The sequence below is a fragment of the Pseudomonas sp. B10 genome, assembly GCF_900156235.1.
Classification (GTDB): domain Bacteria; phylum Pseudomonadota; class Gammaproteobacteria; order Pseudomonadales; family Pseudomonadaceae; genus Aquipseudomonas; species Aquipseudomonas siliginis.
Genome location: NZ_LT707063.1, coordinates 5,746,314 through 5,768,957, shown reverse-complemented (window position 1 = coordinate 5,768,957; position 22,644 = coordinate 5,746,314). Strand labels below are relative to the sequence as shown.

General features: G+C 58.9%; 23 protein-coding genes. 10 read left to right on the top strand and 13 right to left on the bottom strand.

Translation table 11 applies throughout. The features are described 5' to 3' along the window. Nucleotides 1–259 precede the first annotated feature (259 nt). Nucleotides 260–1,183 carry a LysR family transcriptional regulator gene (locus BXA01_RS26270; protein ID WP_039762138.1) on the bottom strand — a complete coding sequence of 308 codons (924 nt, stop codon included), beginning with the start codon at nucleotides 1,181–1,183 and terminating at the stop codon, nucleotides 260–262. A gap of 54 nt (nucleotides 1,184–1,237) precedes the next feature. Further along, nucleotides 1,238–2,221, bottom strand: coding sequence for an MBL fold metallo-hydrolase (locus BXA01_RS26265; protein ID WP_076567368.1), 984 nt, complete (start codon nucleotides 2,219–2,221; stop codon nucleotides 1,238–1,240). A 236-nt stretch (nucleotides 2,222–2,457) separates the two neighbouring features. Here BXA01_RS26265 and BXA01_RS26260 point away from each other — a divergent pair, with 236 nt between their 5' ends. Both BXA01_RS26260 and BXA01_RS26255 read left to right on the top strand, forming a co-directional pair. Beyond that, nucleotides 2,458–2,889: a helix-turn-helix domain-containing protein gene (locus tag BXA01_RS26260; RefSeq protein WP_076567366.1), complete on the top strand. Its 432-nt coding sequence runs from the start codon at nucleotides 2,458–2,460 to the stop codon at nucleotides 2,887–2,889. Between the two features lie 134 nt (nucleotides 2,890–3,023). Continuing rightward, nucleotides 3,024–5,873 carry an ATP-binding protein gene (locus tag BXA01_RS26255; protein ID WP_076567364.1) on the top strand — a complete coding sequence of 950 codons (2,850 nt, stop codon included), beginning with the start codon at nucleotides 3,024–3,026 and terminating at the stop codon, nucleotides 5,871–5,873. Here the strand turns inward: BXA01_RS26255 and BXA01_RS26250 are convergent. Together BXA01_RS26250 and BXA01_RS26245 are read right to left on the bottom strand one after the other, a co-directional pair. Then, nucleotides 5,838–7,310: an ATP-binding protein gene (locus tag BXA01_RS26250; protein ID WP_076567362.1), complete on the bottom strand. Its 1,473-nt coding sequence runs from the start codon at nucleotides 7,308–7,310 to the stop codon at nucleotides 5,838–5,840. The two genes, BXA01_RS26255 and BXA01_RS26250, sit on opposite strands and share 36 nt — an antisense overlap. 90 nt (nucleotides 7,311–7,400) lie before the next feature. After that, nucleotides 7,401–8,351: a GlxA family transcriptional regulator gene (locus BXA01_RS26245; RefSeq protein ID WP_076567360.1), complete on the bottom strand. Its 951-nt coding sequence runs from the start codon at nucleotides 8,349–8,351 to the stop codon at nucleotides 7,401–7,403. 220 nt (nucleotides 8,352–8,571) lie between these two features. On the opposite strand from BXA01_RS26245, the gene BXA01_RS26240 reads away from it, so the two are divergent. Further along, nucleotides 8,572–9,294 (top strand): pirin family protein, encoded by a 723-nt coding sequence (locus BXA01_RS26240; RefSeq protein ID WP_056784475.1) that lies wholly within the window; start codon nucleotides 8,572–8,574, stop codon nucleotides 9,292–9,294. Nucleotides 9,295–9,336: 42 nt separating this feature from the next. Here the strand turns inward: BXA01_RS26240 and BXA01_RS26235 are convergent, their stop codons facing one another. Beyond that, nucleotides 9,337–9,774: a hypothetical protein gene (locus BXA01_RS26235; protein ID WP_076567828.1), complete on the bottom strand. Its 438-nt coding sequence runs from the start codon at nucleotides 9,772–9,774 to the stop codon at nucleotides 9,337–9,339. A 249-nt stretch (nucleotides 9,775–10,023) separates the two neighbouring features. Further along, nucleotides 10,024–10,899, bottom strand: a complete 876-nt coding sequence (locus BXA01_RS26230; protein ID WP_076567358.1) for a LysR family transcriptional regulator — start codon at nucleotides 10,897–10,899, stop codon at nucleotides 10,024–10,026. 111 nt (nucleotides 10,900–11,010) lie between these two features. Here BXA01_RS26230 and BXA01_RS26225 point away from each other — a divergent pair, with 111 nt between their 5' ends. The 3 genes from BXA01_RS26225 (at nucleotide 11,011) to BXA01_RS26215 (ending at nucleotide 14,329) form a co-directional block, all read left to right on the top strand. Further along, on the top strand, nucleotides 11,011–12,210 hold the full coding sequence (locus BXA01_RS26225; RefSeq protein WP_076567356.1) for a YbfB/YjiJ family MFS transporter: 1,200 nt from the start codon (nucleotides 11,011–11,013) through the stop codon (nucleotides 12,208–12,210). Nucleotides 12,211–12,271: 61 nt separating this feature from the next. Then, nucleotides 12,272–13,270, top strand: a complete 999-nt coding sequence (locus BXA01_RS26220) for an NAD(P)H-quinone oxidoreductase (RefSeq protein ID WP_076567354.1) — start codon at nucleotides 12,272–12,274, stop codon at nucleotides 13,268–13,270. Nucleotides 13,271–13,384: 114 nt separating this feature from the next. Beyond that, nucleotides 13,385–14,329 carry an alpha/beta hydrolase gene (locus tag BXA01_RS26215; RefSeq protein WP_076567352.1) on the top strand — a complete coding sequence of 315 codons (945 nt, stop codon included), beginning with the start codon at nucleotides 13,385–13,387 and terminating at the stop codon, nucleotides 14,327–14,329. A gap of 30 nt (nucleotides 14,330–14,359) precedes the next feature. Here BXA01_RS26215 and BXA01_RS26210 read toward each other — a convergent pair whose 3' ends face one another. Further along, entirely contained in the window at nucleotides 14,360–14,689 is a 330-nt protein-coding gene (locus BXA01_RS26210) for a hypothetical protein (protein WP_041478568.1), read from the bottom strand. Between the two features lie 196 nt (nucleotides 14,690–14,885). On the opposite strand from BXA01_RS26210, the gene BXA01_RS26205 reads away from it, so the two are divergent. Further along, entirely contained in the window at nucleotides 14,886–15,161 is a 276-nt protein-coding gene (locus tag BXA01_RS26205) for a hypothetical protein (RefSeq protein WP_076567350.1), read from the top strand. 127 nt (nucleotides 15,162–15,288) lie between these two features. Further along, the gene (locus tag BXA01_RS26200; RefSeq protein WP_041478566.1) at nucleotides 15,289–15,504 is read left to right on the top strand and encodes a hypothetical protein; all 216 of its coding nucleotides are present in this window, start codon (nucleotides 15,289–15,291) and stop codon (nucleotides 15,502–15,504) included. Nucleotides 15,505–15,586: 82 nt separating this feature from the next. Here the strand turns inward: BXA01_RS26200 and BXA01_RS26195 are convergent, their stop codons facing one another. The 3 genes from BXA01_RS26195 to BXA01_RS26185 form a co-directional block, all read right to left on the bottom strand. Next, nucleotides 15,587–15,874 carry a hypothetical protein gene (locus BXA01_RS26195; RefSeq protein ID WP_041478565.1) on the bottom strand — a complete coding sequence of 96 codons (288 nt, stop codon included), beginning with the start codon at nucleotides 15,872–15,874 and terminating at the stop codon, nucleotides 15,587–15,589. 174 nt (nucleotides 15,875–16,048) lie between these two features. Beyond that, complete coding sequence (gene rtcA, locus BXA01_RS26190) at nucleotides 16,049–17,074, bottom strand: RNA 3'-terminal phosphate cyclase (RefSeq protein ID WP_076567348.1); 1,026 nt, start codon at nucleotides 17,072–17,074, stop codon at nucleotides 16,049–16,051. 161 nt (nucleotides 17,075–17,235) lie between these two features. Next, complete coding sequence (locus tag BXA01_RS26185) at nucleotides 17,236–18,462, bottom strand: RtcB family protein (protein ID WP_076567346.1); 1,227 nt, start codon at nucleotides 18,460–18,462, stop codon at nucleotides 17,236–17,238. 195 nt (nucleotides 18,463–18,657) lie between these two features. Between BXA01_RS26185 and rtcR the strand changes: the two genes are divergently transcribed. Continuing rightward, complete coding sequence (gene rtcR, locus BXA01_RS26180) at nucleotides 18,658–20,262, top strand: RNA repair transcriptional activator RtcR (protein WP_076567344.1); 1,605 nt, start codon at nucleotides 18,658–18,660, stop codon at nucleotides 20,260–20,262. Nucleotides 20,263–20,681: 419 nt separating this feature from the next. Here rtcR and BXA01_RS26175 read toward each other — a convergent pair whose 3' ends face one another. The 3 genes from BXA01_RS26175 to BXA01_RS26170 form a co-directional block, all read right to left on the bottom strand. After that, nucleotides 20,682–20,897 (bottom strand): hypothetical protein, encoded by a 216-nt coding sequence (locus BXA01_RS26175; protein ID WP_076567342.1) that lies wholly within the window; start codon nucleotides 20,895–20,897, stop codon nucleotides 20,682–20,684. A 126-nt stretch (nucleotides 20,898–21,023) separates the two neighbouring features. Further along, a complete protein-coding gene (locus BXA01_RS27185) occupies nucleotides 21,024–21,200 on the bottom strand; it encodes a hypothetical protein (protein WP_172834023.1) in 177 nt (58 codons plus the stop codon). A gap of 373 nt (nucleotides 21,201–21,573) precedes the next feature. Next, nucleotides 21,574–22,035: a hypothetical protein gene (locus BXA01_RS26170; RefSeq protein WP_076567338.1), complete on the bottom strand. Its 462-nt coding sequence runs from the start codon at nucleotides 22,033–22,035 to the stop codon at nucleotides 21,574–21,576. A 343-nt stretch (nucleotides 22,036–22,378) separates the two neighbouring features. Here BXA01_RS26170 and BXA01_RS26165 point away from each other — a divergent pair, with 343 nt between their 5' ends. Beyond that, a complete protein-coding gene (locus tag BXA01_RS26165; protein ID WP_076567336.1) occupies nucleotides 22,379–22,588 on the top strand; it encodes a hypothetical protein in 210 nt (69 codons plus the stop codon). Nucleotides 22,589–22,644: the final 56 nt, after the last annotated feature.

The following is a 22,644-nucleotide window of genomic DNA, read 5'->3' as shown; positions in this document are numbered from 1 at the left end:
AAAAACAATGCGGGAGTGAGCCTGCTCGCGAAGGCGTCAGGTCAGTCACATCCGCACTGACTGACACACCGCTTTCGCGAGCAGGCTCGCTCCCACAGGGATTGGCGGCATGCATTCAATTTGCAGACCGCCACAAAAACAATGTGGGAGCGAGCTTGCTCGCGGAGGCGTCAGGTCAGTCACATCCGCACTGACTGACACACCGCTTTCGCGAACAGGCTCGCTCCCGCAGGAGAACTGCTTGTGTAATCGAGGGCACTTAAAGCGCCGGAATATCCAGCGGCGCCGCCATGAACTGGCTGATGCGCGAGCGCAGCCACTTCTCCGCCGGGTCGTTGTCATGCACCCCGCTCCACGCCATCGACAATTGCGCGGCATCGATCGGGAATGGCGGATCTTCGGCACGCAGGGCGCAGCCTTCAACCAAGGCACAGGCGGCGTAGTCCGGCACCGTCGCGATCATCTCGGTACCGGCGAGCAAGGCGCGCAAGCCGCTGAACTGCGGTACGCCGAGAACGACTCGGCGGCAACGGCCGATCTTGGCCAGATCCAGGTCGATATTGCCGCTCAGGTCACCGGAGAACGACACCATCGCGTGCGGACGCTCGCAATATTCGTCCAGGGTCAACGGCCCCGGACGGTCGTCGCCTCGCAGTACTTTGCAGGGAATATCACGCAACTTCTTGCGCTTGGCATTGGCCGGCAGATCCGTGGTGTAGCTGACGCCCACGGAAATTTCTCCAGAGGCCAACAACGCCGGCATCAACAGATAGTTGGCGCGGCGCACCACCACGACAATCCCCGGCGCCTCCTGCTGAAGCTGGCGTAACAGCGGCGGAAACAGACCGAACTCGGCGTCGTCCGACAGACCGATGCGAAACACGTCGCAACTGCTGGCCGGTTCGAACTCCTTGGCGCGGCTGACTGCGCCGGAAATCACGTCCATTGCCGGTTGCAATTCCTTGAGGATCGCCAGCGCCCGCGCTGTCGGCTCCATGCCGCGACCGTTGCGCAGCAGCAACGGATCGTCGAACAGATCACGCAAGCGCCCCAGCGCAGCACTGACCGCCGGCTGGCCCATGAACAGTTTTTCCGCCACACGGGTCAGATTCTTTTCGAACATCAGCGCTTCGAAAATCACCAGCAGGTTCATGTCGACGCGGCGCAGATCGTTACGGTTCATGAGTGTGGTTTCCTTATCGGTGTCAGACGCTTTTTGCCACAGGCGTTGGGCACTTTACTCGATCAATGGCACTTTCGCCGCGCGTTTGTAGGGGCCGTACTCCACCGGCACCCATTGGAAATGTTTGCCCTCGGCGGTGATGTGGCCGATGCCCGGGAACGGCAGATGCGCTGCCGTCACCCAGGTCTTGCTCGCCGCCGCAGCACTGAACACTGCCTGACGACTGCTGATCGCTTGCTGACTGTTGACGTCGAAACCGATCGACACTTCCGGGTGCAAAAACTGCACTGCCAGGTTATGCACCAGATCGCCCATGAACACGATGCTCTGCTGCTGCGAGGTGAAGCGGTATGTGGTGCTACCCGGCGTATGCCCGGCTTCGAGGGTTGCTTCGACCAGTCCCGGCAATGGCGACTGCCCGGCGGCGAACGTCTTGAAGCGGCCAGCGGCAACATAGGGCGTCGTAGAGTCCTGGGCTATCTTGAAAAACTCTTTGGCGCCGGCCGCAGCCTTGGCCAGTGCTGCCGGATCAAGCCAGTAATCGGCCTCGGCCTTGGCCGCATAGACGGTGGCATTGGTGAACAGCGGCTTCTTCTCTGCGTCGACCAGACCACAGACGTGATCGAGGTGCAGGTGCGTCAGCAGAATCGTGTCGACCTGCTCGGGCTTGTAACCGGCGGCCTGCATGTTGGCCGAGAGTTGGCCTGCGGTGGCGCCGATGCACTGTCCTGCGCCCGTGTCGACCAAAATCAGTTGTTTGCCAGTGTTGACCAGAAAGGCATTGAACGCCGTCTGCACGCCCGGGGTTTCAATCGAACGGCGCGCAAGCAGCGCGCGAATCTGACTCTGGCTCATGCCCTGCAACAACTTCGGCGACAAATCGTTGTAACCGTCGAACAACGCGGTGACTTCGTAATCGCCCACCGCCAAGCGGAAATAACCCGGCGCCTGAGTGCCCACCTGCGGTGCCTGCGCCATCGCGCCGGACATTGCCAGCATGACCGCCAGGGCCGTTGCTGCTTTCACCAAGCCTTTCATTGCATTCCCCTTTGAACCTGGCCAGCGGCGGCCGTGCTTTGTCGACATCGTCGCGCAAAGCACCGGGCGCTGACTTGCAAGGATGTGCTGAGTTCCAGCCTGAGCGAGGAAATTAACAACGATTAACTCGTCAGCCTCACGCCCTCACCCAACAATGAAGCCCTCTGCGCAGCGTTGCTTTTTTGACCTGAGGGAATGCGCCGACCGTGCCTTCCCCACCGACACGGACCTTGGCCATGGCTTATCTACAGCAAACCGTCGCCCTCGCCCCTGCTTGCGAACCGCGGAAAAACACGACTGGCGGACTCAGTCCACAGCGCGAACGCCAGATCAAACAGTTGATCCTCGATCGCTTGGGCGAAAGTCTCGAAGTGGCTGAACTGGCCCGTGCCTGCTCACTGTCACGCAGTCATTTCTCCCGCGCATTCAAATGCAGCACCGGCCTGTCGCCACAGGACTGGATCCGCGCCCAGCGCCTGGCCCGGGCCAAGTTGCTGATCCAGCACACCGACCTCAGCCTGACGCAGATCAGCCTGGAATGCGGCTTCTGCGATCAGGCGCACTTCTGCCACATGTTCACCCGCAGCGAGGGCATCAATCCCTTCGCCTGGCGCTGTCGAGTCATGGGCAGACCGAAAAACACCGCAGCGCAGCCTGCGGTGTTTTGACTGCTGCCGTTACGCCACCCGTTGCACTGATGCTCAAACCTGAGGATTATGCCCGGACACCCCGGATCAGACGGCCTGCGCTTGCGCCAGGCACTGATTCGCCCTGTCCGCCGCATCACCGCAGGAGCGCGCTGTTGAGTTTTTCCCCGAATCAGGCCATTGCGTTTGGCCCCTATCGGATTCACCCCGGGCAACGACTGCTGCTTGAAGGCCAACAGCCTTTGCGCCTGGGACGGCGGGCGATGGACATCCTCCTGATTTTGCTGGCCCATGCCGGTGAAGTGGTGAGCAAACAGCAATTGATGGCCGCGGTCTGGCCAGACAGTGTCGTTGAAGACATCAATTTGCGCGTGCACATGGCGGCGCTGCGCAAAGCGCTTGGCGACGGGCAGAACGGCCAGCGCTACATCGTCACCGTGGCGCAGCGCGGCTACAGCTTTGTCGCACCTTTCGTGCTCGACAGCATCGAAGCAACGCCTGCGGTCGCCGCGCCCCGGCACAACCTGCCGCTGCGTCGTACGCGGATGATTGGTCGCCAACCCCTGATCGATCACTTGATTACGCAACTGCCGCGCCGACGCTGCATCACTCTGGTCGGCCCCGGCGGCATTGGCAAGACCACCGTCGCCCTGCGCGTCGCCGAACAATTGCTCGACCAGTATCGCGACGGCATCCGCCTGGTGGATCTGGCGCCCATCGCCGATCCCGCGCTGATCGGATCGCATCTGGCGACGCTGCTTGATCTGTCCGCAGCTGAAGGCGATGCGCAGGCTGGTCTGGTCGACGGCCTGCGAGAACAGCAAATGTTGTTGGTGATCGACAACTGCGAGCACTTGATTGATGCGGTGGCCGCGCTCAGCGAGCAGATTCTGCGGGGGGCACCAAAGGTGCATATCCTCGCCACAAGCCGCGAGAGCCTGCGCGCTGAGGGTGAGTTCGTGCAGCGCCTGGAATCGCTCGAATGCCCGTCCATGTCGCCCCCGATGGAGCCGGCCCAGGCGCTGGGCTTTGCTGCGATGCAGTTGTTTGTCGAGCGCGCCACCGCAGCCAGGGAAAACTTCCGACTGAGCCACGCCGAGCTGCCGCAAGCGATCGAAATCTGCCAGCGCCTGGACGGCATTCCGCTGGCACTGGAACTGGCCGCCGCGCAGGTCAGCGAATTGGGCATGGACGGATTGCTCAAACAATTGCGCGAGGGTTTGCCGCCATTGTCGGCCGGACACCACAGCAGCGCCGAACGCCACCTGACCCTGCGCGCGACGATGGACTGGAGCTTTAACCTGCTCAACGCCTGCGAACAAACCTGTCTGCGGCGACTGGGGATTTTCCGCGGCAGCTTCACCCTCGCCTCGGCGGCAGCGGTGGTCATCGGCCAACAGATCGATCCCGGCGCGGTGTTCACCGCTGTCACGCAACTGGTGGCCAAATCCCTGCTGAGCGTCGAAGTGGGTGACGAAGATGTTTTCTACCGGTTGCTCGACACCACGCGCCACTACGCACTGGAAAAACTCGAACAGGCCAACGAGCTCAGCGCAACCCGCCAACGCCACGCCGAGCGCTGCCTGACACTGATGCAGCAGGCGCAGGCGGATTGGGACAATACTCCGACTGTATTGTGGATGGAGCGCTATGCCCGGGGTCTGGAGGATTTGCGCGCGGCGCTGGACTGGAGCCTCAATGGGCCGGGACCGGACGAGTTGGGGGTGCAACTGGCAGCCGCGTCGGCGCCTTTGTGGCAGGAGCTGTCGTTGCTGCGCGATTACAGCCGCTATGTGCGCCGGGCACTGAGTCTGCTGGAGGCTTCGCCAGCAGACTCGCTGCTACCGCCCTGCCCTCGCCTGCAAATCGCCTTGAAACTGGCGCTCGGCAGCGCCAGCTATCACACCTGGGGCGGCACGCCACAAACCATTCAGGCCTTCGTCGACGCCTGCCAATTGGCCGAGGAACACGGCGATCTGGCCGGGCAACTGCGTGCGATATCGGGGCATATGGCGGTCAATCTGAGTTGCGGGCATTACCGCATGGCTTTGGCCCAGAGTGAGCAATTCGACCGCATCGGCCTGCACGGCGAACCGCTGCTGTCACTGAGCACACATCGCTTGCGCGTGCTGGCCCTGCATTATGCCGGCGACCAGCCGCAGGCACGCGTACATGCCGAGCAGGTGCTGCAACGCATGGCCCACAGCGGCCATCTCAATCGTTTCACCCATGGTTTTGGCGTGCAGTACGATCAGAGCGTCGCTTCGCTGACAGTACTGGCCCGAGTGCTGTGGTTGCAGGGTCTGCCCGAGCAAGCCTGGCGCGCCGCACGGCAGGCGCTGGACATCGCCGTGCAGATCAATCACGGCACATCGATCTGTTACACCCTGGCGCTGGCCAGTTGCCTGATCGCGCATTACAACGGCGACGCTGCCAACGCCCGCGCCTTGTTGCAATTACTGCTGGAGCAGTCGCAGAAGCATTCGGTACTGCTGTTCAATAATTGGGGCCGGCAGTATGCGCAGGTGATCGATCCGGATAATGCCGTGCCCGTACCAGCACAGAGCAGCGGTCTGATTCGGGAAGTGATGGTTACGCTGGATGAGCGTTTTGTCGATGAGGCACTGGTGGGGCGCGCGAGCAATGGCGATGCGGGATGGAGTGCAGCGGAGATATTGCGGGCGCGGGCGGCGGCATTGTTGAAGGGTTCATCCTGTGGGAGCGAGCCTGCTCGCGAATCGGCCCGCTCAGACACCGCTGAAACCCGAGAAGCCGAACAAACTCTGCAACAAGCTCTGGCCATCGCCAGAAGCCAGGGCGCCCTCGCTTGGGAACTGCGCAGCGCCACGGACCTCGCCCGATTATGGCAGCGCCAGTCCCGCCATCGCGAAGCATGGGATTTGCTCAGCCCCATTTACCAGCGCTTCACCGAAGGCTACGCCACACCGGACTTGCGCAAGGTCCGCCTGCTACTCGACAGCCTCCACGAGCAGTGCCCGGCCTGAAGCGTTGCGCGTTCTGCTGAGATAGCGCGCATGGCGCTGTTTCAGTTCGAACTTGTCGTCACTGCGCTCGAACTGATCACGAGCATAGCGGCGCACGGTGTTGAGCATCCAATAGCGGGCCGTCGCACGGTTGGGTTCTCGAACAAGCAACGATTTGCGCGCCAACCCTTCGATAATTGCGCTCAACCTGGATCCCGCCAGATCCACGCTGCTGATCACGCTCAGTGCAGCCTCCAGGGTAAAGCCCGTGCTGAACACCGACAGACGCAGCAGCACACGCTGTTCCATTGCCGTCAGGTACTGGAAGCTCCAATCGATCGCAGCGGCCATCGACTGATGGCGCGGTTCCGCGGTGCGCCGGCCTTGGCCAAGCAACTGCAGGCCGTTTTCAACCTGTGCCTGCAAGCCGATCAAGCCCAGCGCGTCGATCTGCGCAGCGGCGAGCTCGATCGCCAGCGGCAGACCGTCCAGTTGACGGCAGATCTCGCGCACACCTGGCAAATCCTGCTCACGCAAACAGAAGCCATGCTGCCGTGCCCGCGCGCGATTGACGAACAACTGCACCGCCGGATAGCCCATGGCTTCTTCGACGGTGTTCAATGTCGAGCGCTTGGGAATCGCCAACAGCGGCACGTAATGAACGGTCTCCTGCACGACTTGCAAGGCTTCGCGGCCGGTGACCAGAATCGACAGGCGAGGCGCAGCATGCAACAGCGTTTCCACCAGTGCCGCACAGCTGTCGCGCTGGTGGTCGCAGTTATCCAGTATCAACAAGGCGTGCCGGCCGGTCAGTGTGAAAAAGTCTGTGTTCAGGGTGTGCAACAGGCGCTCGAGCAATGGAATGTCATCTTCGAGGCTGGCAAGGTCGACCCACCAGGCGCCATCGCGAAAGTATTGCAACAGCAATTCCGCCACGCGCAGTGCCACAGTGGTTTTGCCAACGCCCGGTGCACCGGTAATCGTCATCAAGCGGCATACCGGCATTTGTCGAACCAGACCACCGATCAAGGCGTCGCGCCCACTGACTGGCGTCAGTCGTGCCGGAAGATTGTGCAGGGGCGTGAGCGCGGCAGCGGGCATAGTCAGCGCATCACTGGTTCCCTGCTCCACCGGGGCGACAAAACTGTAGCCGCAGTGCGCCACGTGAATGATGAAACGCTGCCCGTTTACGCCGTCACCCAGTGCGCGGCGCAACGCCGCAATGTGCACCCGCAGGTTGATCTCTTCGACGACCGAGGTCGGCCATACTCGAGCAATCAACTGCTCTTTGCTGACCACCTCACCCGCGTGTTCGAGCAGCGCCTGAAGGATGTCCATGGCGCGCCCGCCCATGCGCAGCGGCTGCGCCCCTTCAAGGACCAGACGTTGGCGCACATGAAAGGCGTAGGGGCCGAAACGCAGCACTGAACCGTGGCTTGTGTCGTTGTGATTATTCATGCCAAACATCTTGGCACTCTCGCGTGACGATACAACCGCCAGAGCCGACGCAGCACGGACATCCCGCTGCGTCAGACGGACAGAACCGCTCTAGCTGAACTGTTCGCGGTATTGTAACGGCGTAAGACCGAGCTTTTCGGCGAACAACGAGCGCATGTGCCGGACACTGCCAAAGCCGCTTTTGTAGGCGATGGTCTTGAGCGGCAGATCGCTGGTTTCCAACAGGTTTCGCGCGCAGTCAATGCGGGCATTCTGCAAAAACTCCATCGGCGTCATATTGACGTCACGGGCGAACAGGCGAGCAAAGTGCCGTGCGCTCATGTTCGCCAATCCAGCCATGCGCTCGACGGTGAACGCTTCATCCAGATGTTCAAGGACGTAATTCTGTGCGCGGGTGATGGGCGTTTCTTGCGGTGAGACTGCCGCCATCAACGGGCTGAACTGCGCTTGCCCGCCTTGGCGCTTCATGACCACCAACAAGACCTTGGCGACGTCCTGGGCGATTTTCTTGCCGTGATCTTTGGCCACCACCGCCAGAGCCAGGTCGATACCGGCCGTAACGCCACCGGAGGTGATGAGATTACGATCCTCGACGTAGATCTGATCGGTGGTCACCGTGGTTTTCGGGAAAGCCTTGATCAGCCGTTCGGTGTAGTTCCAATGCGTGGTGACGCGATAACCATCAAGCAGGCAAGCGTGGCCGAGGATGAATGCGCCAGTGCAAATCGAACCGTAACGCTCCGCGCGCGGCACGGCTTTTTTCAACCAGCCAAACAGCTCGGGAAATCTCTGGTTATAGGCGCCGGGTCCGCCCGGCACCAATAGCAGGTCATAGCGCTCGGCCGCTTCGTCGATGTGCAAGTCAGCCTGAACCTGTACGCCGTTGGACGCCCTCAGCAAGCCGCGCTCTGTGCCGAGAGTCGTCAATTGATAGTGCAGATCAGGTTTCAGATAACGGTTGGCGACTGAAAACACCTCCAGCGGCCCCGCCATGTCGAGCATCAGAAAGTCAGGGAACAGCACCATTGCCACGGTTTTCATGGGAGGTTTCACACATATTCAAGGGTCAATACGCACGCTTCAGCCAAGGCATTATGGCGGACCGAGTGTTCAGGAGCGTGATCGAATGGGTGAACCATAACGCAAAACTGTCAACCTGAGCCGGACAGTCTTTCAATTTCCATCTACTTATTGCCTCACCGGGTAACCAGTAACCTTCTCCTCACTCGGACGAATTCACGTCCCGCCAGGAGATTTCATCATGCTGACTCTTCGCAAAGCCTCCGATCGCGGCCTCGCCAATCACGGCTGGTTGAAGTCGTTTCACACCTTTTCATTCGCCAGCTACCGCAACCCGCGTGAACAGGGTTTCTCCGATCTGCTGGTGATCAACGATGACCGGGTCGCCGCCGGCAAAGGCTTTGGCCAGCACCCGCACCGCGACATGGAGATTTTTTCCTATGTGCTCGAAGGCGCGCTGGAACACAAGGACACCCTCGGTACTGGCTCGGTGATCCGCCCCGGGGACGTGCAATTGATGAGTGCCGGCAGCGGCGTGGCGCACAGTGAGTTCAACCACTCGGCCACCAAGCCCGTGCACTTTCTGCAAATCTGGATCGTGCCGGATGTCAGCGGCGCCAAGCCGCGCTATCAACAGGAACACTTCAGCGCGCAGAAAAAACGCGGTCGCCTGCAACTGATCATCTCGCCGGACGGTAGCAATGGCTCCCTGAAAGTCCGTCAGGATGCGCGGGTCTACGCCGGGTTATTTGACGGCGAGGAAAGTGCCACGCTGAAATTGCCGGCCAATCGTTACGCTTACGTGCACGTTGCGCGTGGCAGCGTCGAACTCAATGGCCAAGCCTTGCAGGAAGGCGACGGCGTGCGGGTTCGTGAAGAACAGCTGCTCACCTTGAGCAACGGGGTCGATGCCGAAGTGCTGGTATTCGACCTGCGGCCTCAGGAGTTGCCGGAAATGCCATGATCTGGCGCGATGCAGAACGGCCTTCCACAGAAGGCCGTTTTTTTATTGTGGCGGCACTGGTGAGGGTTGTACGACAGGTTTGGGTGACGATATCTCTTTGCCAATCTGAATCGCTGCCAGCGTGGTTTGTATTGTGGTCAACACCGCCGCCTGATTGGCGAAATGTGCGCCAACAAGCAAGGAAGCCACGCCGAGGAAATGCACAGTGGTGGCAGCCCAGTAATTGGCCTTCACCGTCGATGCCTGTCTGATCGCTTCGCGCGATTCGTCGGCAATTTTCTGCACGCCCATCCACATCACGTCATAACGCTTGTCCCGTTCCTGTAGTGCCTTGTCCCGTTCAAGATAGACCTTGTCCCGCTCTGCCTGAGCAGCCAGGAACCCGCGAATGTCGGCGCGCATTTCTGCCACGCGGCCATCCATCCTCGTCTCGATGGTTTCTATCCTGGCATCGAATTCTTCGCGACTTATGCTGCTCATGATTTGCCTGTCCCGCCCCGCGTCCGATCTGTCCGTGACTGCATATTGATTCACTTCCCTGATTTTCAATTCGACACCTTTCTGCGGCTACGCGGCCTTCCCTGGCTCTTCGTTTCGATGCGTCACTGAGGTCTGCATCGAGCTGCAGTGACAATAGAACTCATCACGGACTACAACAAGCCGGCCCATTCTGTCTCGGACGTAGGCTGTTTCGTCAGCAGTTGTAGCCTCGGCAAAACCCTGAACCACTTATTCGTTTTCCAGCGCAAAAGCCTCAACGATCTGCTCGATGACCGCCCGTACCCGCGCGGTGTGACGCAGGTCGGCGTGGGTGACCAGCCACACTTCATACGGCAGCGGCCGGGTCCGCTCCGGCCAAAGTCTGACGAGGCCATCGCGTTCGCCCATGTATACCGGTATCTCGCCTATCCCGAGGCCTGCGGCAAGGGCTCGACGCACCAAAAGGCTGGAGCTGAGCGTGGCGACGATGCGTCCGCGGGTAAACGGTTCAGAGACCAGCGTTAGGTCTTTTTTGCTCTGTAAGTACGGCTGATACACCACCAGATCATGGCCCTCGAAAGCGTTGCCGGGCTGCGGTTGTCCATGGCGCTCGACATAGGCCTGTGCTGCGAAAAGTCCTACAGGCCAACGGGCGATTCGCCGAGCGATGAGATCCGGGTTATCCGGCCGAGTATTGCGCACCGCGATATCGGCTTCGCGCTTGGCCAGACTGAGGATTTGCGTCGACGCATCCAGCTGAATCTGCACGTCGGGGTGCTGGTCATGCAGGCGCGCCATCGCCGGGATGATGAAGTCGATGGCCATCGAGTCGGTGGTGCTGACCCGTACGTTACCGGTCAGACGATCGTCCAGCCCGTGGATGTGCCGCTCCAGTTCCAGTGCCGAATGTTCCATTTTTTCCACACTTTTACGCGCCGCTTCACCAACACTGGTCAGCGCGTAGCCATCGGAGGTACGCAGGAACAGCGTCGCGCTCAAAGACTTTTCCAGCGCGGTAATACGCCGCCCGACAGTGGCCTGGTCCACGCCCAGAACTCGTGCAGCTCCGCGCAAGGTGGACTCGCGACAGACCGCCAGAAAAACCCGCGCATCATCCCAATTCATGCTGGTCCTCATCGAAGCATTTTTGCATCACTCTGCCGCTTAATCGCTGCATATGCGCAGCCAAGATAGCCGATAAGCTGAGCGCCATACACCTCTTGTGAGATCGCTATCATGCGTACTGCAAATTCCTCCGGCATCTGGCTGCCGATCTTCGCCGGGCTTTGTGCCAGCCTGGTCAGCATTGGCCTGGCGCGTTTCGCCTACACGCCGCTGATCCCTTCGCTGATTCAGGCGCAGTGGTTTTCCGCCAATGATGTCGTCTATCTCGGCGCGGCCAATCTGGTCGGCTACTTGATCGGCGCCCTGCTCGGTCGGCCCATGGCCCATCGACTGGGTAACCGCAACGCCCTGCGCCTGATGATGCTCGCGGTCACGGGAGCATTTTTTGCCTGTGCTTATCCGCTCTCGGTGAGCTGGTTCTTCGGCTGGCGTTTGCTGTCCGGCATTGCCGGTGGCGGGATCATGGTGCTGGTGGCGGCAACCGTGCTGCCTCACGTTCCGGCGCCGCGCAGAGGTCTGGCCAGTGGCGCAATCTTCCTGGGCATCGGCCTCGGAATCGCCGGCTCCGGGACCATCGTGCCGCCGCTGCTGAGCCTCGGCTTGCAAGCGACCTGGCTGGGACTGGGCGCGCTGGCGTTGTTGCTGACCGCGTTGAGCTGGTTCGGCTGGCCTGCGGATACCGCGCACCCTGTGGCTGCGCACGCAACGTCGGCTGATGAGCCGACACCGCCGGGCGTCTACCTGTTGTTTGCTCAATACGCGTTCATGGCCGCCGGGCTGGTGCCTGCCATGGTGTTTCTGGTGGATTACGTGGCTCGCGGACTGGGCGCCGGGGCGCATATCGGCGCAATGGTCTGGGTGATGTATGGCCTGGGAGCGATTGTCGGGCCGGTGACGTACGGTTTTCTGGCCGACCAGCTTGGTGCACGCACTGGCATTCGCGTGGTGCTGGTAGTTCAAGCCATTGCCCTCGGTTTGCTCGCCGTCTCCCATGCGTTTCTGGCGCTGGCTTTACTGGCGGTGATTCTCGGCTCGTTCCCGCCGGGCATCGTGCCTCTGGCTTTGGCCCGCGTGCATGAGCTGGTGCCGTCGCATCACCGTCAGCAGATCGCCTGGAGCCGTGCCACTGTGTCGTTCGCCACTTTTCAGGCTCTGGCCGGGTTTGCCTACTCGGCGCTGTTCAACGCTTCAGGTGGTCAGCACACACTGCTTTTTGTAATCGCCGCTGGCGCGATCGTCGTCGCTCTACTGCTGGAGCAAGCCATGCGCTGGCTGCCCTCTACAACTGAAACCCGTTGCGCGGCGAACTGAAGGGAATCATTGCGCGCTGCCAGCGTTCCCATCTACATGACCTTTTTCACAGGAATCGACAATGTCACTGCCCAACGAAATGACCCGTATTGAAATCACCGAACCCGGCGGCCCTGAAGTATTGCAAGCCAAGCGCGTGCCTCTGCCAACCGTTGCCGAAGGCCAAGTGCTGATCCGTGTTCACGCCGCCGGAATCAATCGCCCGGATGCCTTGCAGCGCGCCGGCAAGTACCCGATGAAACCCGGCATGGACCCGATCCCCGGTCTGGAAGTGGCTGGCGAAGTGGTCGCGGTTGGCGCCGGAGTAACGCGTTTCGCGGTCGGCGATCGGGTCTGTGCACTGACCAATGGCGGTGGCTACGCCGAGTATTGCGCGGTTCCGGCCAGCCAGACTTTGCCTGTGCCGGATGGAGTCGATTGGGTCCAGGCCGCCGCAGTTCCAGAAACCTTTTTCACCGTCTGGGCCAACCTGTTCGGCCTCGGCGGTGCCAAGGCCGGCCAGCGCGTGCTGATTCACGGCGGCACCAGCGGTATCGGTACCACCGCGCTGATGCTCTGTCGTGAATTTGGCATCGAGGCGTTTGCTACCGCAGGCAGTGCTGAAAAATGCGACGCGATCCGTCAGCTTGGCGCGCAACCGATCAACTATCGTGAGGAAGATTTCGCCAAGGTCATTGCCCAGAAAACCGCAGATCAAGGCGTGAACGTGATTCTCGACATCATGGGTGGCTCGTATCTGAACGGCAACGTCAGCGCACTGGCAATGGATGGCCGACTGGTGATGCTCGGCTTTCTCGGCGGCGCCCGCGCCAACGACATCGATCTGCTGGCGATCCTCGGCAAACGCGCGGTGGTCACCGGTTCGCTGCTGCGCGCGCGTACCGCTGCGGAGAAAGCCGCCATCGCCGATCAACTGCAAGAACACGTTTGGCCTGCCCTCAGCGCCGGGCGCTGCCTGCCGATCATCGACAAGGTTTACCCGCTGGCTGACGCAGCTCAGGCCCATGCCCGCATGGAGGGCGGCGATCATATCGGCAAGATTGTGCTGCAAGTGGGGTGATCGATTGCAGCATCTTGTAATCGTTGGACGTGCACGGTGGTCGAAAAACAGTCACGCGCAGACCGAGGCATCTGGTAAAAAGCGTTCTTTGTCTGCGCCGTGGTGAAACGATTAATGTTCCTGTCCTTGCTGACTCGTCTGCGACGCCGCCGCCTGGCGTTCGCCATGATGGCCGCGCTGATCATTGGCGTGCCGACGAGTTGTGCGGTGCTGGAACACACCGAGCGCAAACTGTTGTTTCGCATCGAGCCGGGCACCGCCGGCTGGTATCGCGGTCTGCCCGGCAGCGTTCAGGAACTCGATCTGCAACCGAAGAGTTTCAAGGCCGGGCAGAACATCCATGCCTGGTGGTGGCCGGCGGAACGTGCCAATGCCCCGGCAATCCTTTACTTGCATGGTGTGCGCTGGAACCTCACCGGACAGTTGTTCCGCATAGAGCAACTACGCGCGGCGGGCTATTCGGTGCTGGCCATCGATTATCGAGGGTTCGGACAAAGCAAGGGTGATCTACCATCCGAAAGCAGCGTTTATGAAGATGCCCGCGTGGCCTGGGAGCGCTTCCAGTTGCTGCAACCGGACCCGAACAAGCGCCTGATCTACGGCCACTCTCTCGGTGGCGCGGTGGCGATTGATCTGGCGGCCGAACTGGGACAGAACGCGGCGCGCAACCACACACCTCTGCCGGTACGCGGTCTGGTCATTGAATCAACCTTCACTTCCCTGGCCGATGTCGCCGCCGCCGTGGCCAACACCTCGCTCCCGGTGCGCTGGTTGCTGTCGCAGAAATTCGATTCCATCGACAAGATCGCCGACATTCACATGCCACTGCTGGTGGTGCATGGCCTGGCTGATGCCTTCGTGCCGCCGCGCTTCAGCGAGCAGCTATTCAACGCCGCAGAGCAGCCCAAACGCCTGCTGCTGGTGCCCGGCGCGACGCACAACAACAGCATGGCGCTTGGCGGTCAGGGTTATCGCAAGGCTCTGGATGCACTGATGCAGACCAAAGCGGCGCCGCGGGTTGCCGGGCCGGCAGTGGCCAAGGGCTCTCGCGATTCCTGAGCTGTGTAAATCAGTCCTGAGAAACCGGCATCAGCGCCGAGCCAACTCATGGCGTACGCATTGTTCGTAATAGGTCTGCTTGACCGCTGCCGGTTTGAGCTTCGAACTGCTGTTGTAGGTCTGCTCGGTAATCCCCATCGCTGTCATGCGCATCCAGGGTTGCTGGAATCGGCGAACCTGCAATTGCTTGCGCGCGCCATACAGCGAAACCCCGGACAGTTTTGATCGCTGCGCACCGGCAGCAATATCCGAGCCCCAGGTGCAGGCAAAGCGATGGCCCTTGCTCAACTCTTTTGCCTGCACTCCCGAGGCGATCAAAGCCAGGGAAAGCGTCACAACGGTGATGACAATCGTGCGCATATAGCCAACCTAACCTTTTGAAAAAAGGCGATTTTGCCGGTGCGAAATACCGATGGGGGCCAGCAATTTGCCTGCTGTTGCGAGATTTTTGATCCGGCTGAATACAATCAGGCTTCGCCGCTCGTCCAGTACTGCGCACCTTTGCCAGACAGGCCTATCCAACGCTATACATCCCACCGCGTAGAAGGCCCACGTGATGAACAAGAAAATCTTCGCAATGTCGTTTTTCAGTCTGTGCTTGATTGGCCCGCTCCACGCTTGGGCAGCCGAAACGACAGCGGGCGCTGCCACCCCCGCCACCGCCCTGCCCGGTGTCAATCATGCACACAGCTCTAGTGACCATGATGAGAAGGCCAACAAGAAAGGTGAAGAGTCTTCAGGCGCCAATGCGGGCTCAGAACCGCACGAGACGGAGAAGGATGCGGCGACGTCGAGCGACTCCGAAGATCTTGAGAAAAAACCCGCTCAGTAACGACGCACTTTGCTATTCATAACGAAATACCGACGCCGAACTAGCGCAATACAGGGTGATATCAATATGATGTGCGCACTGGCCACCATAGAAGGTGGCCAGAGGAAAATACATCCAAGGAATGCAAATGAAAGATTTCGTCATCGGCGTCAACAACATCGTTCTCTATATCGCACTGGCGGTCATCCTGATCGTTTCCCTCTTCATGATGAGCCAGAGCTTTCTTTCGGGTCTCGGCATGTTCGTAGGCGGCACCCTGGGCTGGTGCATCGTCTCCGGCTTCTGGTTCGTGCAATCGGCGACCTACGAAGAACTGCGCAAGCTGAACTCGAAAACCAGCTGATCTGCGCCGAGTATTCGTTAAAGAAAAAGGCCAATGTCATCGACATTGGCCTTTTTATTTCAGCTTCGAAAGGATTGATTAGTCATTGCTTGGTGCACTGAGCGCCCAGTCCCATGCCCATGGAACCCAGAGCAACCATCGGGCCGCTCGGCAGTTCGCACGTATATTCGCCACTTTCCGTTTGAGCGGTGTAGAAGGTTGTATTGAAGTCGCTGCGGATGTTGGAAACCTTGATTACGGGTTTGCCGATGGTGGTCTGTGCGCGATTTTTGAGATCACTCTCTCCCGGTTTGACGGTCTGGCATCCAGTAACTGCGAGCGCCATTGTTGCGAATAAAGCGAGAACCGGGATAGTCCTTGATGAGTTCATTGCAGATCGACCTTTTTGATTTTCATACCGGAGAAATACTGGCAATAACCTGCCAAGCGAAAGGACTTTAAGGTCGAGCCAGAACGGGGGCAATTAGGTCGGATGTGCTAATGGCTGAAGGCTAGCCTCACCTGCGATGAGGTTGTGCAACTGCTTTCCGGTTGCCGGCCGCCGTTAACCGGTTTGGAAAACGTCTACCCGCAAGCGATCGCCGCCCTCCTCTCGGCAATCGATACGGACCGGCAAAAACAGGTGAATGACTTCGATGTTGCTGCGCAGATGATCAGTCATGCGCGGCGTGGTGAACGATCCGCCACCGGCCAGCGCCATCGGCAACAGCAACTGATCGGCCAGATGCTCAGCCACCGCAGCACCACTACGCAGCCAGTCAGCAGCCTGATTGATCGCGGCATCGGCCACCTTCTCGGCGCGTAACGACACTTGGCCAAATGCGCTGAACACCTCAGTGACATGCTCGAAAACATACTCCAGCAATAACACATTGCCCGGGCCGCGTGCCGGATCAAGCGCCACAGATTGCAGCGCCTCCACTGGCCAGTTCAAACGTTTGGCCACCTGACTCAGCTCTCGCTGAGCGACAGTAGGTGCGAGACCTGCGGTCAGCGCCAATGCGCGTCGTGAGACTGCCTCGCCGCGCTCACACAGGTCCAAGCGCGTGAGGCGCGAGGGCTGCACCTTCACAGCAATTTCGCCACCGCCAGCCGGTACGAAACCATGACGCAGCAACTCCAACTCGACATCGCCGCCCATGCGCCGCAGCAGCGGCAACCAACTGCGCGACAGGAAATCCGTCGGCGGTGCCAGCGGATTATGCGTGCCACCGGAGATCGTCACCCGACTGGCCTTCGATGCCCGCAACAAGGCTGGCAACAGCGCCTGTAGCACCAGCGTGCAACTGCCCGCCGTGCCAATAGCGAACTGAAATTCTCCGCCGCGAATTTCGCCTGGTTCGAAGCTCAGGCCTTGCGACCCCAGATGCGCACCAGATATCTGTGCACCACAAACCTCGCCCGCCGCCATCACTGCTGTCAGGTGCTGACGCAGCAATCCCGGACGACTGCGTCTGGCGCGAATCTGTTTAATGCGAAACGCCCGACCTGTCACCATCGACAGGCTCAACGCACTGCGCAACACCTGGCCGCCACCGATGGCGCCGTCCAGTTCGATTATCTCTTTCATGGCAAATCCTTAAGCGTATAGCCCGACGGAGTCTCTGAGGTAGAGTTAAACCGTCGGGGGTCTTCCTGAGTTCTGATCAATATCGTTAATTCGCGCTTCAGCTCAGCCGCGATGAACCAGCGCACTGCCGGACGCAGAATTCCCGCCAGCGCTGTAGTTCCTTATCCTTTGACGCACACCACTTGACGCAGGGTGTGCAGCACTTCCACCAGCTCACGCTGGGCGTGCATGACTTTGTCGATGTCCTTGTAGGCCATCGGAATTTCGTCAATCACCGCTTCGTCCTTGCGGCACTCCACATGGGCAGTGGCGCGGATCTGATCGGCGACGGTGAAGGTATTCTTGGCCTTCGTGCGGCTCATGGTGCGCCCGGCGCCATGACTGCAGGAACTGAACGACTCTTCGTTGCCCAGACCGCGCACAATGAAACTCTTGGCGCCCATCGAGCCCGGAATAATCCCCAGTTCGCCCTTCTTCGCTGACACCGCGCCTTTGCGGGTAATCAGCACGTCCTCACCGAAATGCCGTTCCTTCTGCACGTAATTGTGGTGGCAGTTGACCGCCTCCAGCGCCACTTCGAACGGCTTGCGGATGATCTGCCGCGTGGCCTGAACCACCGCGCGCATCATCAGTTCACGGTTCTGTCTGGCGAAGTCCTGCGCCCAGCCAACCGCCTCCACGTAATCATCAAAATGCTGGCTGCCCTCTTCGAAATAGGCCAGGTCACGGTCCGGCAGGTTGGCAATGTGCTGACGCATATCGGCTTGGGCCATCTGGATGAACAGGTTGCCGATAGCGTTGCCGACGCCACGCGAACCGCTGTGCAACATGAACCAGACCCGGTTGGCTTCATCCAGGCACACTTCGACGAAGTGGTTGCCACTGCCGAGCGTCCCCAAGTGCCCACGGTTGTTGGTGTTGGCCAGTTTCGGATACTTGTCGGTGATCAGTTTGAAGCGCGGCTGCAACCCCGCCCAGGCCTGATCGGCTTGCTGCGGAACCTCGTCCCAGGCGCCTTTGTCTCGCCGCGAACGATTCGAACTGCGACCATGTGGCACCGCTTGCTCGATGGCGCTACGCAGTCCGTGGAGGTTGTCTGGCAGATCTGCAGCCGTCAGCGACGTACGCGCAGCGATCATGCCGCAACCGATGTCGACGCCCACCGCTGCGGGAATGATCGCGCCGACCGTTGGAATCACGCTGCCAATTGTCGAGCCCTTGCCCAAGTGCACATCGGGCATGACCGCCAGATGCTTGAAGATGAACGGCATTTTTGCCGTGTTCATCAACTGTGCGCGGGCTTCGTTTTCAACCGGGACACCTTCGGTCCAGAGTTTGATGGGCTTGCCGTTGGCGACTTCGAGAAGCTGGTAGGTTTGGTCTTTCATATCTTGGTGTCCATGTTCGTTTCCATCAGCATTGCAGCCGCTGTGCCAGCTTTGGATGCGGCCATGGTTGTTTCTGCTATGTTTTTGATTTTAATAACTTTTATCTCTGATTGGACGAGGCTCGATAATCTATGGAAGACAAATCCGACCAGCAAAATTATCATTGCATATCGTCATTTATCCTATGAGATAAGCATGCCCAACAAACGCACGGTCGCCATCGGATTTATCGGAGCCACCCTGGATCGTGTCGGCAAAGGTGCCAGCCGGTGGAATTATTGGCGACCAAGCGTAGGCCTGTGCCAACAAACAGACCTCCCTATCCACCGACTTGAATTGATTCATGGCCTCGACGCGCGCGACGTCAGCCTCGCCGAGCGTGTCCGAGCGGACATCCAGCAGATTTCTCCGAGCACCGAAGTGCGCCTGCATCCAATGTCGCTGCGCAACCCTTGGGATTTCGAGGAGGTGTACGGCGCCCTGCACGACTTCACCACTGCGTACAATTTTGACACCGAGCACGAGGATTACCTCGTCCACATCACCACCGGCACCCACGTCGCGCAGATCTGCTGGTTCCTGCTGACCGAGGCGCGCTATCTGCCAGCCCGGCTGATTCAGACCTCCCCCGCCAAGCGCAAGAACGAAAACGATCCCGCCTGTGGCACTCATGCGCTGATCGATCTCGACCTGTCGCGCTATGATCGCATCGCCTCACGCTTCGCCAGCAAACGTCTCGAAGGCCTGGAATTTCTCAAGTCCGGCATCGCCACGCGCAACCCGGCCTTCAACCGCTCCATTGAACAGATAGAGCGCGTAGCCCTGCGCTCAAAAGCCCCCATGCTGCTGATCGGCCCGACCGGCGCCGGCAAATCCTTCCTGGCGCGGCGCATCTACGAACTCAAACGTAACCGTCATCAAATGCAGGGACGCTTTGTCGAAGTCAACTGTGCAACCTTGCGTGGCGACGGCGCGATGTCGGCCTTGTTCGGTCACGTCAAAGGCGCCTTCACCGGAGCGCAAAACGCTCGCGACGGCCTGCTGCGCGCCGCCGACGGTGGCATGTTGTTTCTCGATGAAATCGGTGAGCTCGGCGCAGACGAACAAGCGATGCTGTTAAAAGCAATAGAAGAGAAACGCTTCTTCCCGCTGGGCTCGGACAAGGAAGTCGAGAGTGATTTTCTGATAATCGCCGGCACCCACCGCGACCTGCGTAGCCGGGTCGCCGAAGGCCTTTTTCGCGAGGACCTGTACGCAAGGATCAACCTCTGGACATTCGACCTGCCCGGCCTCGCCGGTCGCCGCGAAGATATCGAGCCGAACATCGACTTCGAACTGGAACGCCATGCTCGAGAACAGGGTGAGCGGGTGCGCTTCAATCTCGAAGCACGCCGACGCTACCTGGCCTTCGCCAGCTCACCTGCAGCAGCCTGGCTGGGCAACTTTCGCGAGCTGTCCGCATCGATTACGCGGATGGCGACTTTGGCCGACAGCGGGCGCATCGATGAAGCGCAGGTCGATGATGAGATCGAACGATTGCGATATGCGTGGGGCTTGGCGCATCCCTCTGCAGTATCAACTGAGTTGCCGGGAGATAACGAGAGCATGGACTTGTTCGATCGCTTGCAGTTGAAGGCTGTCATTGAGGTGTGCCAGCAGGCGGACAGCCTGTCGGATGCCGGCCGACAGCTGTTCAGTGTTTCCCGGCAGGCCAAGGCGCAACCCAATGATGCCGATCGCTTGAGGAAGTACCTGGCGCGGTTCGGACTTGAATGGGGCAAGTTAGTGGACATGAAGTGAAGCACAGCGCTCTTGATCACACTACTTCAATGATGACTGTAGAAAAAATGAATTAGCCGCCTGATCTCTCGGTCAAGAATTATGAACGCAGTAAATCTGACGAGGTGACAGCAATGACTATCCAGGCAGAGACACTCGTACAACTGACCGAAGCGCTCCAAGAGCGAGGCATGAAAATGGTCTCAGACGTCCATTTCACCCGAGCACCCTATCGATACAACCATCGCTGGATCTGCATCGTAGAGTGAACATGCTTGTTGCCGGCGCCTGGATCGAAGCGTCCAGCCGCCGGCGCCCTCGGCTTCGCCCACCCAAGCCCAAATAACCGTCTGCGCCCGGGGATGTCGATAGAGGGTTGGGCGGCAATAAAAAACCCGGCGCGATGGCCGGGTCTCGTGAACGATAACAATTGATCGGGCTTACTTAGCGCCGCCATTATCTCGGCCCGTCTGGGCGTCCTGATCAGAGCCAGGATTGCCGGGTGGCGGATTCCAGTCCTCTGGTCGTTCGTCGGTACCCTGCTTCGGCTCAGAATCAGCCTGCTCCAGGCCGGAATCATGACCCTCGCCAGAATCAGGGGTTTGTTCGTCTGGTCCCGGATATGGAGCTTCAGGGCCGTTGTTGTCGTCGATCATCATTCTCTCCCGTCAGTGGCGCAGGGGCTGCGCATATTAATGAGAGAAAATCCGCAGCCTCGGAGTGCGATCTGCTCGACGAGCGGGCATGAAAATCTCATACAACTGCGAGATCCATTTGGCAAATCACTTATTCCGTTGCAACCAACCTATCAACATGAACGCCAAGCCAGGTATCAATAACCCCGGCGCGACGTAAGCCAAGGTTCCGCTAGCGAGAAGACCATTTAGGCCGAAAACGAAGCCACAAATTGCAAGTGGCAGCCCAACAACAAACATTGGCTGTTTGAACGCCTTGTCCATGAGTCGACTCCATTCAAGAATTTTTTATTGAAACACAGATGCTTGTGCGTGTGGCGAGCAGATGCCGAAGGCTTAACCGAAGAAATTCGAAATCGAAAAGCCCCGCAAATCTCACGCGCATGAAAAAGGCCAATGTTTTGGACATTGGCCTAGATCATTGAAAAATATGGTCGGGACGGAGTGATTCGAACACTCGACCCCTAGCACCCCATGCTGGGGACGGTAGCTAGCTAAGTTATTGTTTTAAAAGGATAACATCCAGTTTATAGCGTAGCAAAACATCCGATTTTTTGTGATTATGCAAACGGAAAAACGGTGCTCCCAGAGGACGTTTTGCGCAAATACTGGGGATAAAAAAGCACCCTTTTAACATTCAAAATTCGTAACGCGTGACGCCCAAATCCCAATTTATTTCTGGATGCGCTACAGATACGTGAATAATCCGATCAGTGAGGTTCAACTCGAATGACCCCTGCTCTCCAGATACGTTCGCTGTAATAAAATGTATGCTGGTAAAAACCGTCATTTTCAGAGGGATTCTGGTATCAGGGCTTCTCATGCCATACGTAAAAGTTACACTTTTTGCGTTTGGTGGAACTGCCTGAGAGAGGTCATAAGTTACCCGCTCAGTCCAGTTTTCTTGAGCTACTACCGACGAGTTTTCCGCAACAGCCTGTATTTTTTTCAAGTTTTCCCAGATGCTTTCACCTGCCAGGCTAGATCCTAAATACATCAGAATAGCCCCCACAAGTGCAGCTAAGCATCCGACAACAGTGAAGAAAAATCCCACAAGATTGAGCTTGTCACCTATGCCTGACATCACAATTGCCTCCATTCGAGATCTCCGACAAAAGCAGAAGAGTAGCTCATAACCACCACCGCTCTTCCCCGGCGTCGCTGTTTATTAGCCCACTCATCGCATGCATAAAAATCGGAAACATAGTCAATAGCTGATTTCACTGATCAGTCCACCACCATGTCAAGGTGACCACGAAACACGCGCAACCTATTGATGGATAAAGAAAACACCCCTAAATTTGCAGGTTCGAAAACTGACGTTACCCGCTATAAGAATCAACAACTTAGCGCTGTATTTTCCTACAGTGCTCTGCCCTCCCTGGCGTTCTGCCGATCAAATCTCCCTCTGCTATTCTGGGTTCTTCCATGGAGGACACCCAATGCCGAACTCAGATCTACTCCCTTCCCTGCTCGTCAAGATCAACGAAAATCAACTCGCGCTCGAAGCCGCCATCATGGAACTCACCCTTTGGGTAGAGCAGCGCGGATCCGCCGATGTCGCCGAAAATGTCCGAAGCTCTCTGGCCGCGCTCGATCGGAATGAAGAATTCATCAAAATGACTTTGGCTGTTTTGATGACGCCCGACTGACAGCTCGTCGCCTCACCCTCGCCCGCTGGCACAGCCTCGATTACTGTATATGCAAA

What these genes read in the sequence shown, in the direction of transcription:
- rtcA (WP_076567348.1), bottom strand. Translation starts at nt 17,074, where the DNA reads ATGAAAGAGATAATCGAACTGGACGGCGCCATCGGTGGCGGCCAGGTG.
- BXA01_RS26165 (WP_076567336.1), top strand. Translation starts at nt 22,379, where the DNA reads ATGCCGAACTCAGATCTACTCCCTTCCCTGCTCGTCAAGATCAACGAA.
- BXA01_RS26195 (WP_041478565.1), bottom strand. Translation starts at nt 15,874, where the DNA reads ATGAACTCATCAAGGACTATCCCGGTTCTCGCTTTATTCGCAACAATG.
- BXA01_RS26265 (WP_076567368.1), bottom strand. Translation starts at nt 2,221, where the DNA reads ATGAAAGGCTTGGTGAAAGCAGCAACGGCCCTGGCGGTCATGCTGGCA.
- BXA01_RS26170 (WP_076567338.1), bottom strand. Translation starts at nt 22,035, where the DNA reads ATGGAGGCAATTGTGATGTCAGGCATAGGTGACAAGCTCAATCTTGTG.
- BXA01_RS26220 (WP_076567354.1), top strand. Translation starts at nt 12,272, where the DNA reads ATGTCACTGCCCAACGAAATGACCCGTATTGAAATCACCGAACCCGGC.
- BXA01_RS26215 (WP_076567352.1), top strand. Translation starts at nt 13,385, where the DNA reads ATGTTCCTGTCCTTGCTGACTCGTCTGCGACGCCGCCGCCTGGCGTTC.
- BXA01_RS26175 (WP_076567342.1), bottom strand. Translation starts at nt 20,897, where the DNA reads ATGATCGACGACAACAACGGCCCTGAAGCTCCATATCCGGGACCAGAC.
- BXA01_RS26185 (WP_076567346.1), bottom strand. Translation starts at nt 18,462, where the DNA reads ATGAAAGACCAAACCTACCAGCTTCTCGAAGTCGCCAACGGCAAGCCC.
- rtcR (WP_076567344.1), top strand. Translation starts at nt 18,658, where the DNA reads ATGCCCAACAAACGCACGGTCGCCATCGGATTTATCGGAGCCACCCTG.
- BXA01_RS26260 (WP_076567366.1), top strand. Translation starts at nt 2,458, where the DNA reads ATGGCTTATCTACAGCAAACCGTCGCCCTCGCCCCTGCTTGCGAACCG.
- BXA01_RS26270 (WP_039762138.1), bottom strand. Translation starts at nt 1,183, where the DNA reads ATGAACCGTAACGATCTGCGCCGCGTCGACATGAACCTGCTGGTGATT.
- BXA01_RS26245 (WP_076567360.1), bottom strand. Translation starts at nt 8,351, where the DNA reads ATGAAAACCGTGGCAATGGTGCTGTTCCCTGACTTTCTGATGCTCGAC.
- BXA01_RS26205 (WP_076567350.1), top strand. Translation starts at nt 14,886, where the DNA reads ATGAACAAGAAAATCTTCGCAATGTCGTTTTTCAGTCTGTGCTTGATT.
- BXA01_RS26235 (WP_076567828.1), bottom strand. Translation starts at nt 9,774, where the DNA reads ATGAGCAGCATAAGTCGCGAAGAATTCGATGCCAGGATAGAAACCATC.
- BXA01_RS26210 (WP_041478568.1), bottom strand. Translation starts at nt 14,689, where the DNA reads ATGCGCACGATTGTCATCACCGTTGTGACGCTTTCCCTGGCTTTGATC.
- BXA01_RS27185 (WP_172834023.1), bottom strand. Translation starts at nt 21,200, where the DNA reads ATGGACAAGGCGTTCAAACAGCCAATGTTTGTTGTTGGGCTGCCACTT.
- BXA01_RS26230 (WP_076567358.1), bottom strand. Translation starts at nt 10,899, where the DNA reads ATGAATTGGGATGATGCGCGGGTTTTTCTGGCGGTCTGTCGCGAGTCC.
- BXA01_RS26240 (WP_056784475.1), top strand. Translation starts at nt 8,572, where the DNA reads ATGCTGACTCTTCGCAAAGCCTCCGATCGCGGCCTCGCCAATCACGGC.
- BXA01_RS26250 (WP_076567362.1), bottom strand. Translation starts at nt 7,310, where the DNA reads ATGAATAATCACAACGACACAAGCCACGGTTCAGTGCTGCGTTTCGGC.
- BXA01_RS26200 (WP_041478566.1), top strand. Translation starts at nt 15,289, where the DNA reads ATGAAAGATTTCGTCATCGGCGTCAACAACATCGTTCTCTATATCGCA.
- BXA01_RS26225 (WP_076567356.1), top strand. Translation starts at nt 11,011, where the DNA reads ATGCGTACTGCAAATTCCTCCGGCATCTGGCTGCCGATCTTCGCCGGG.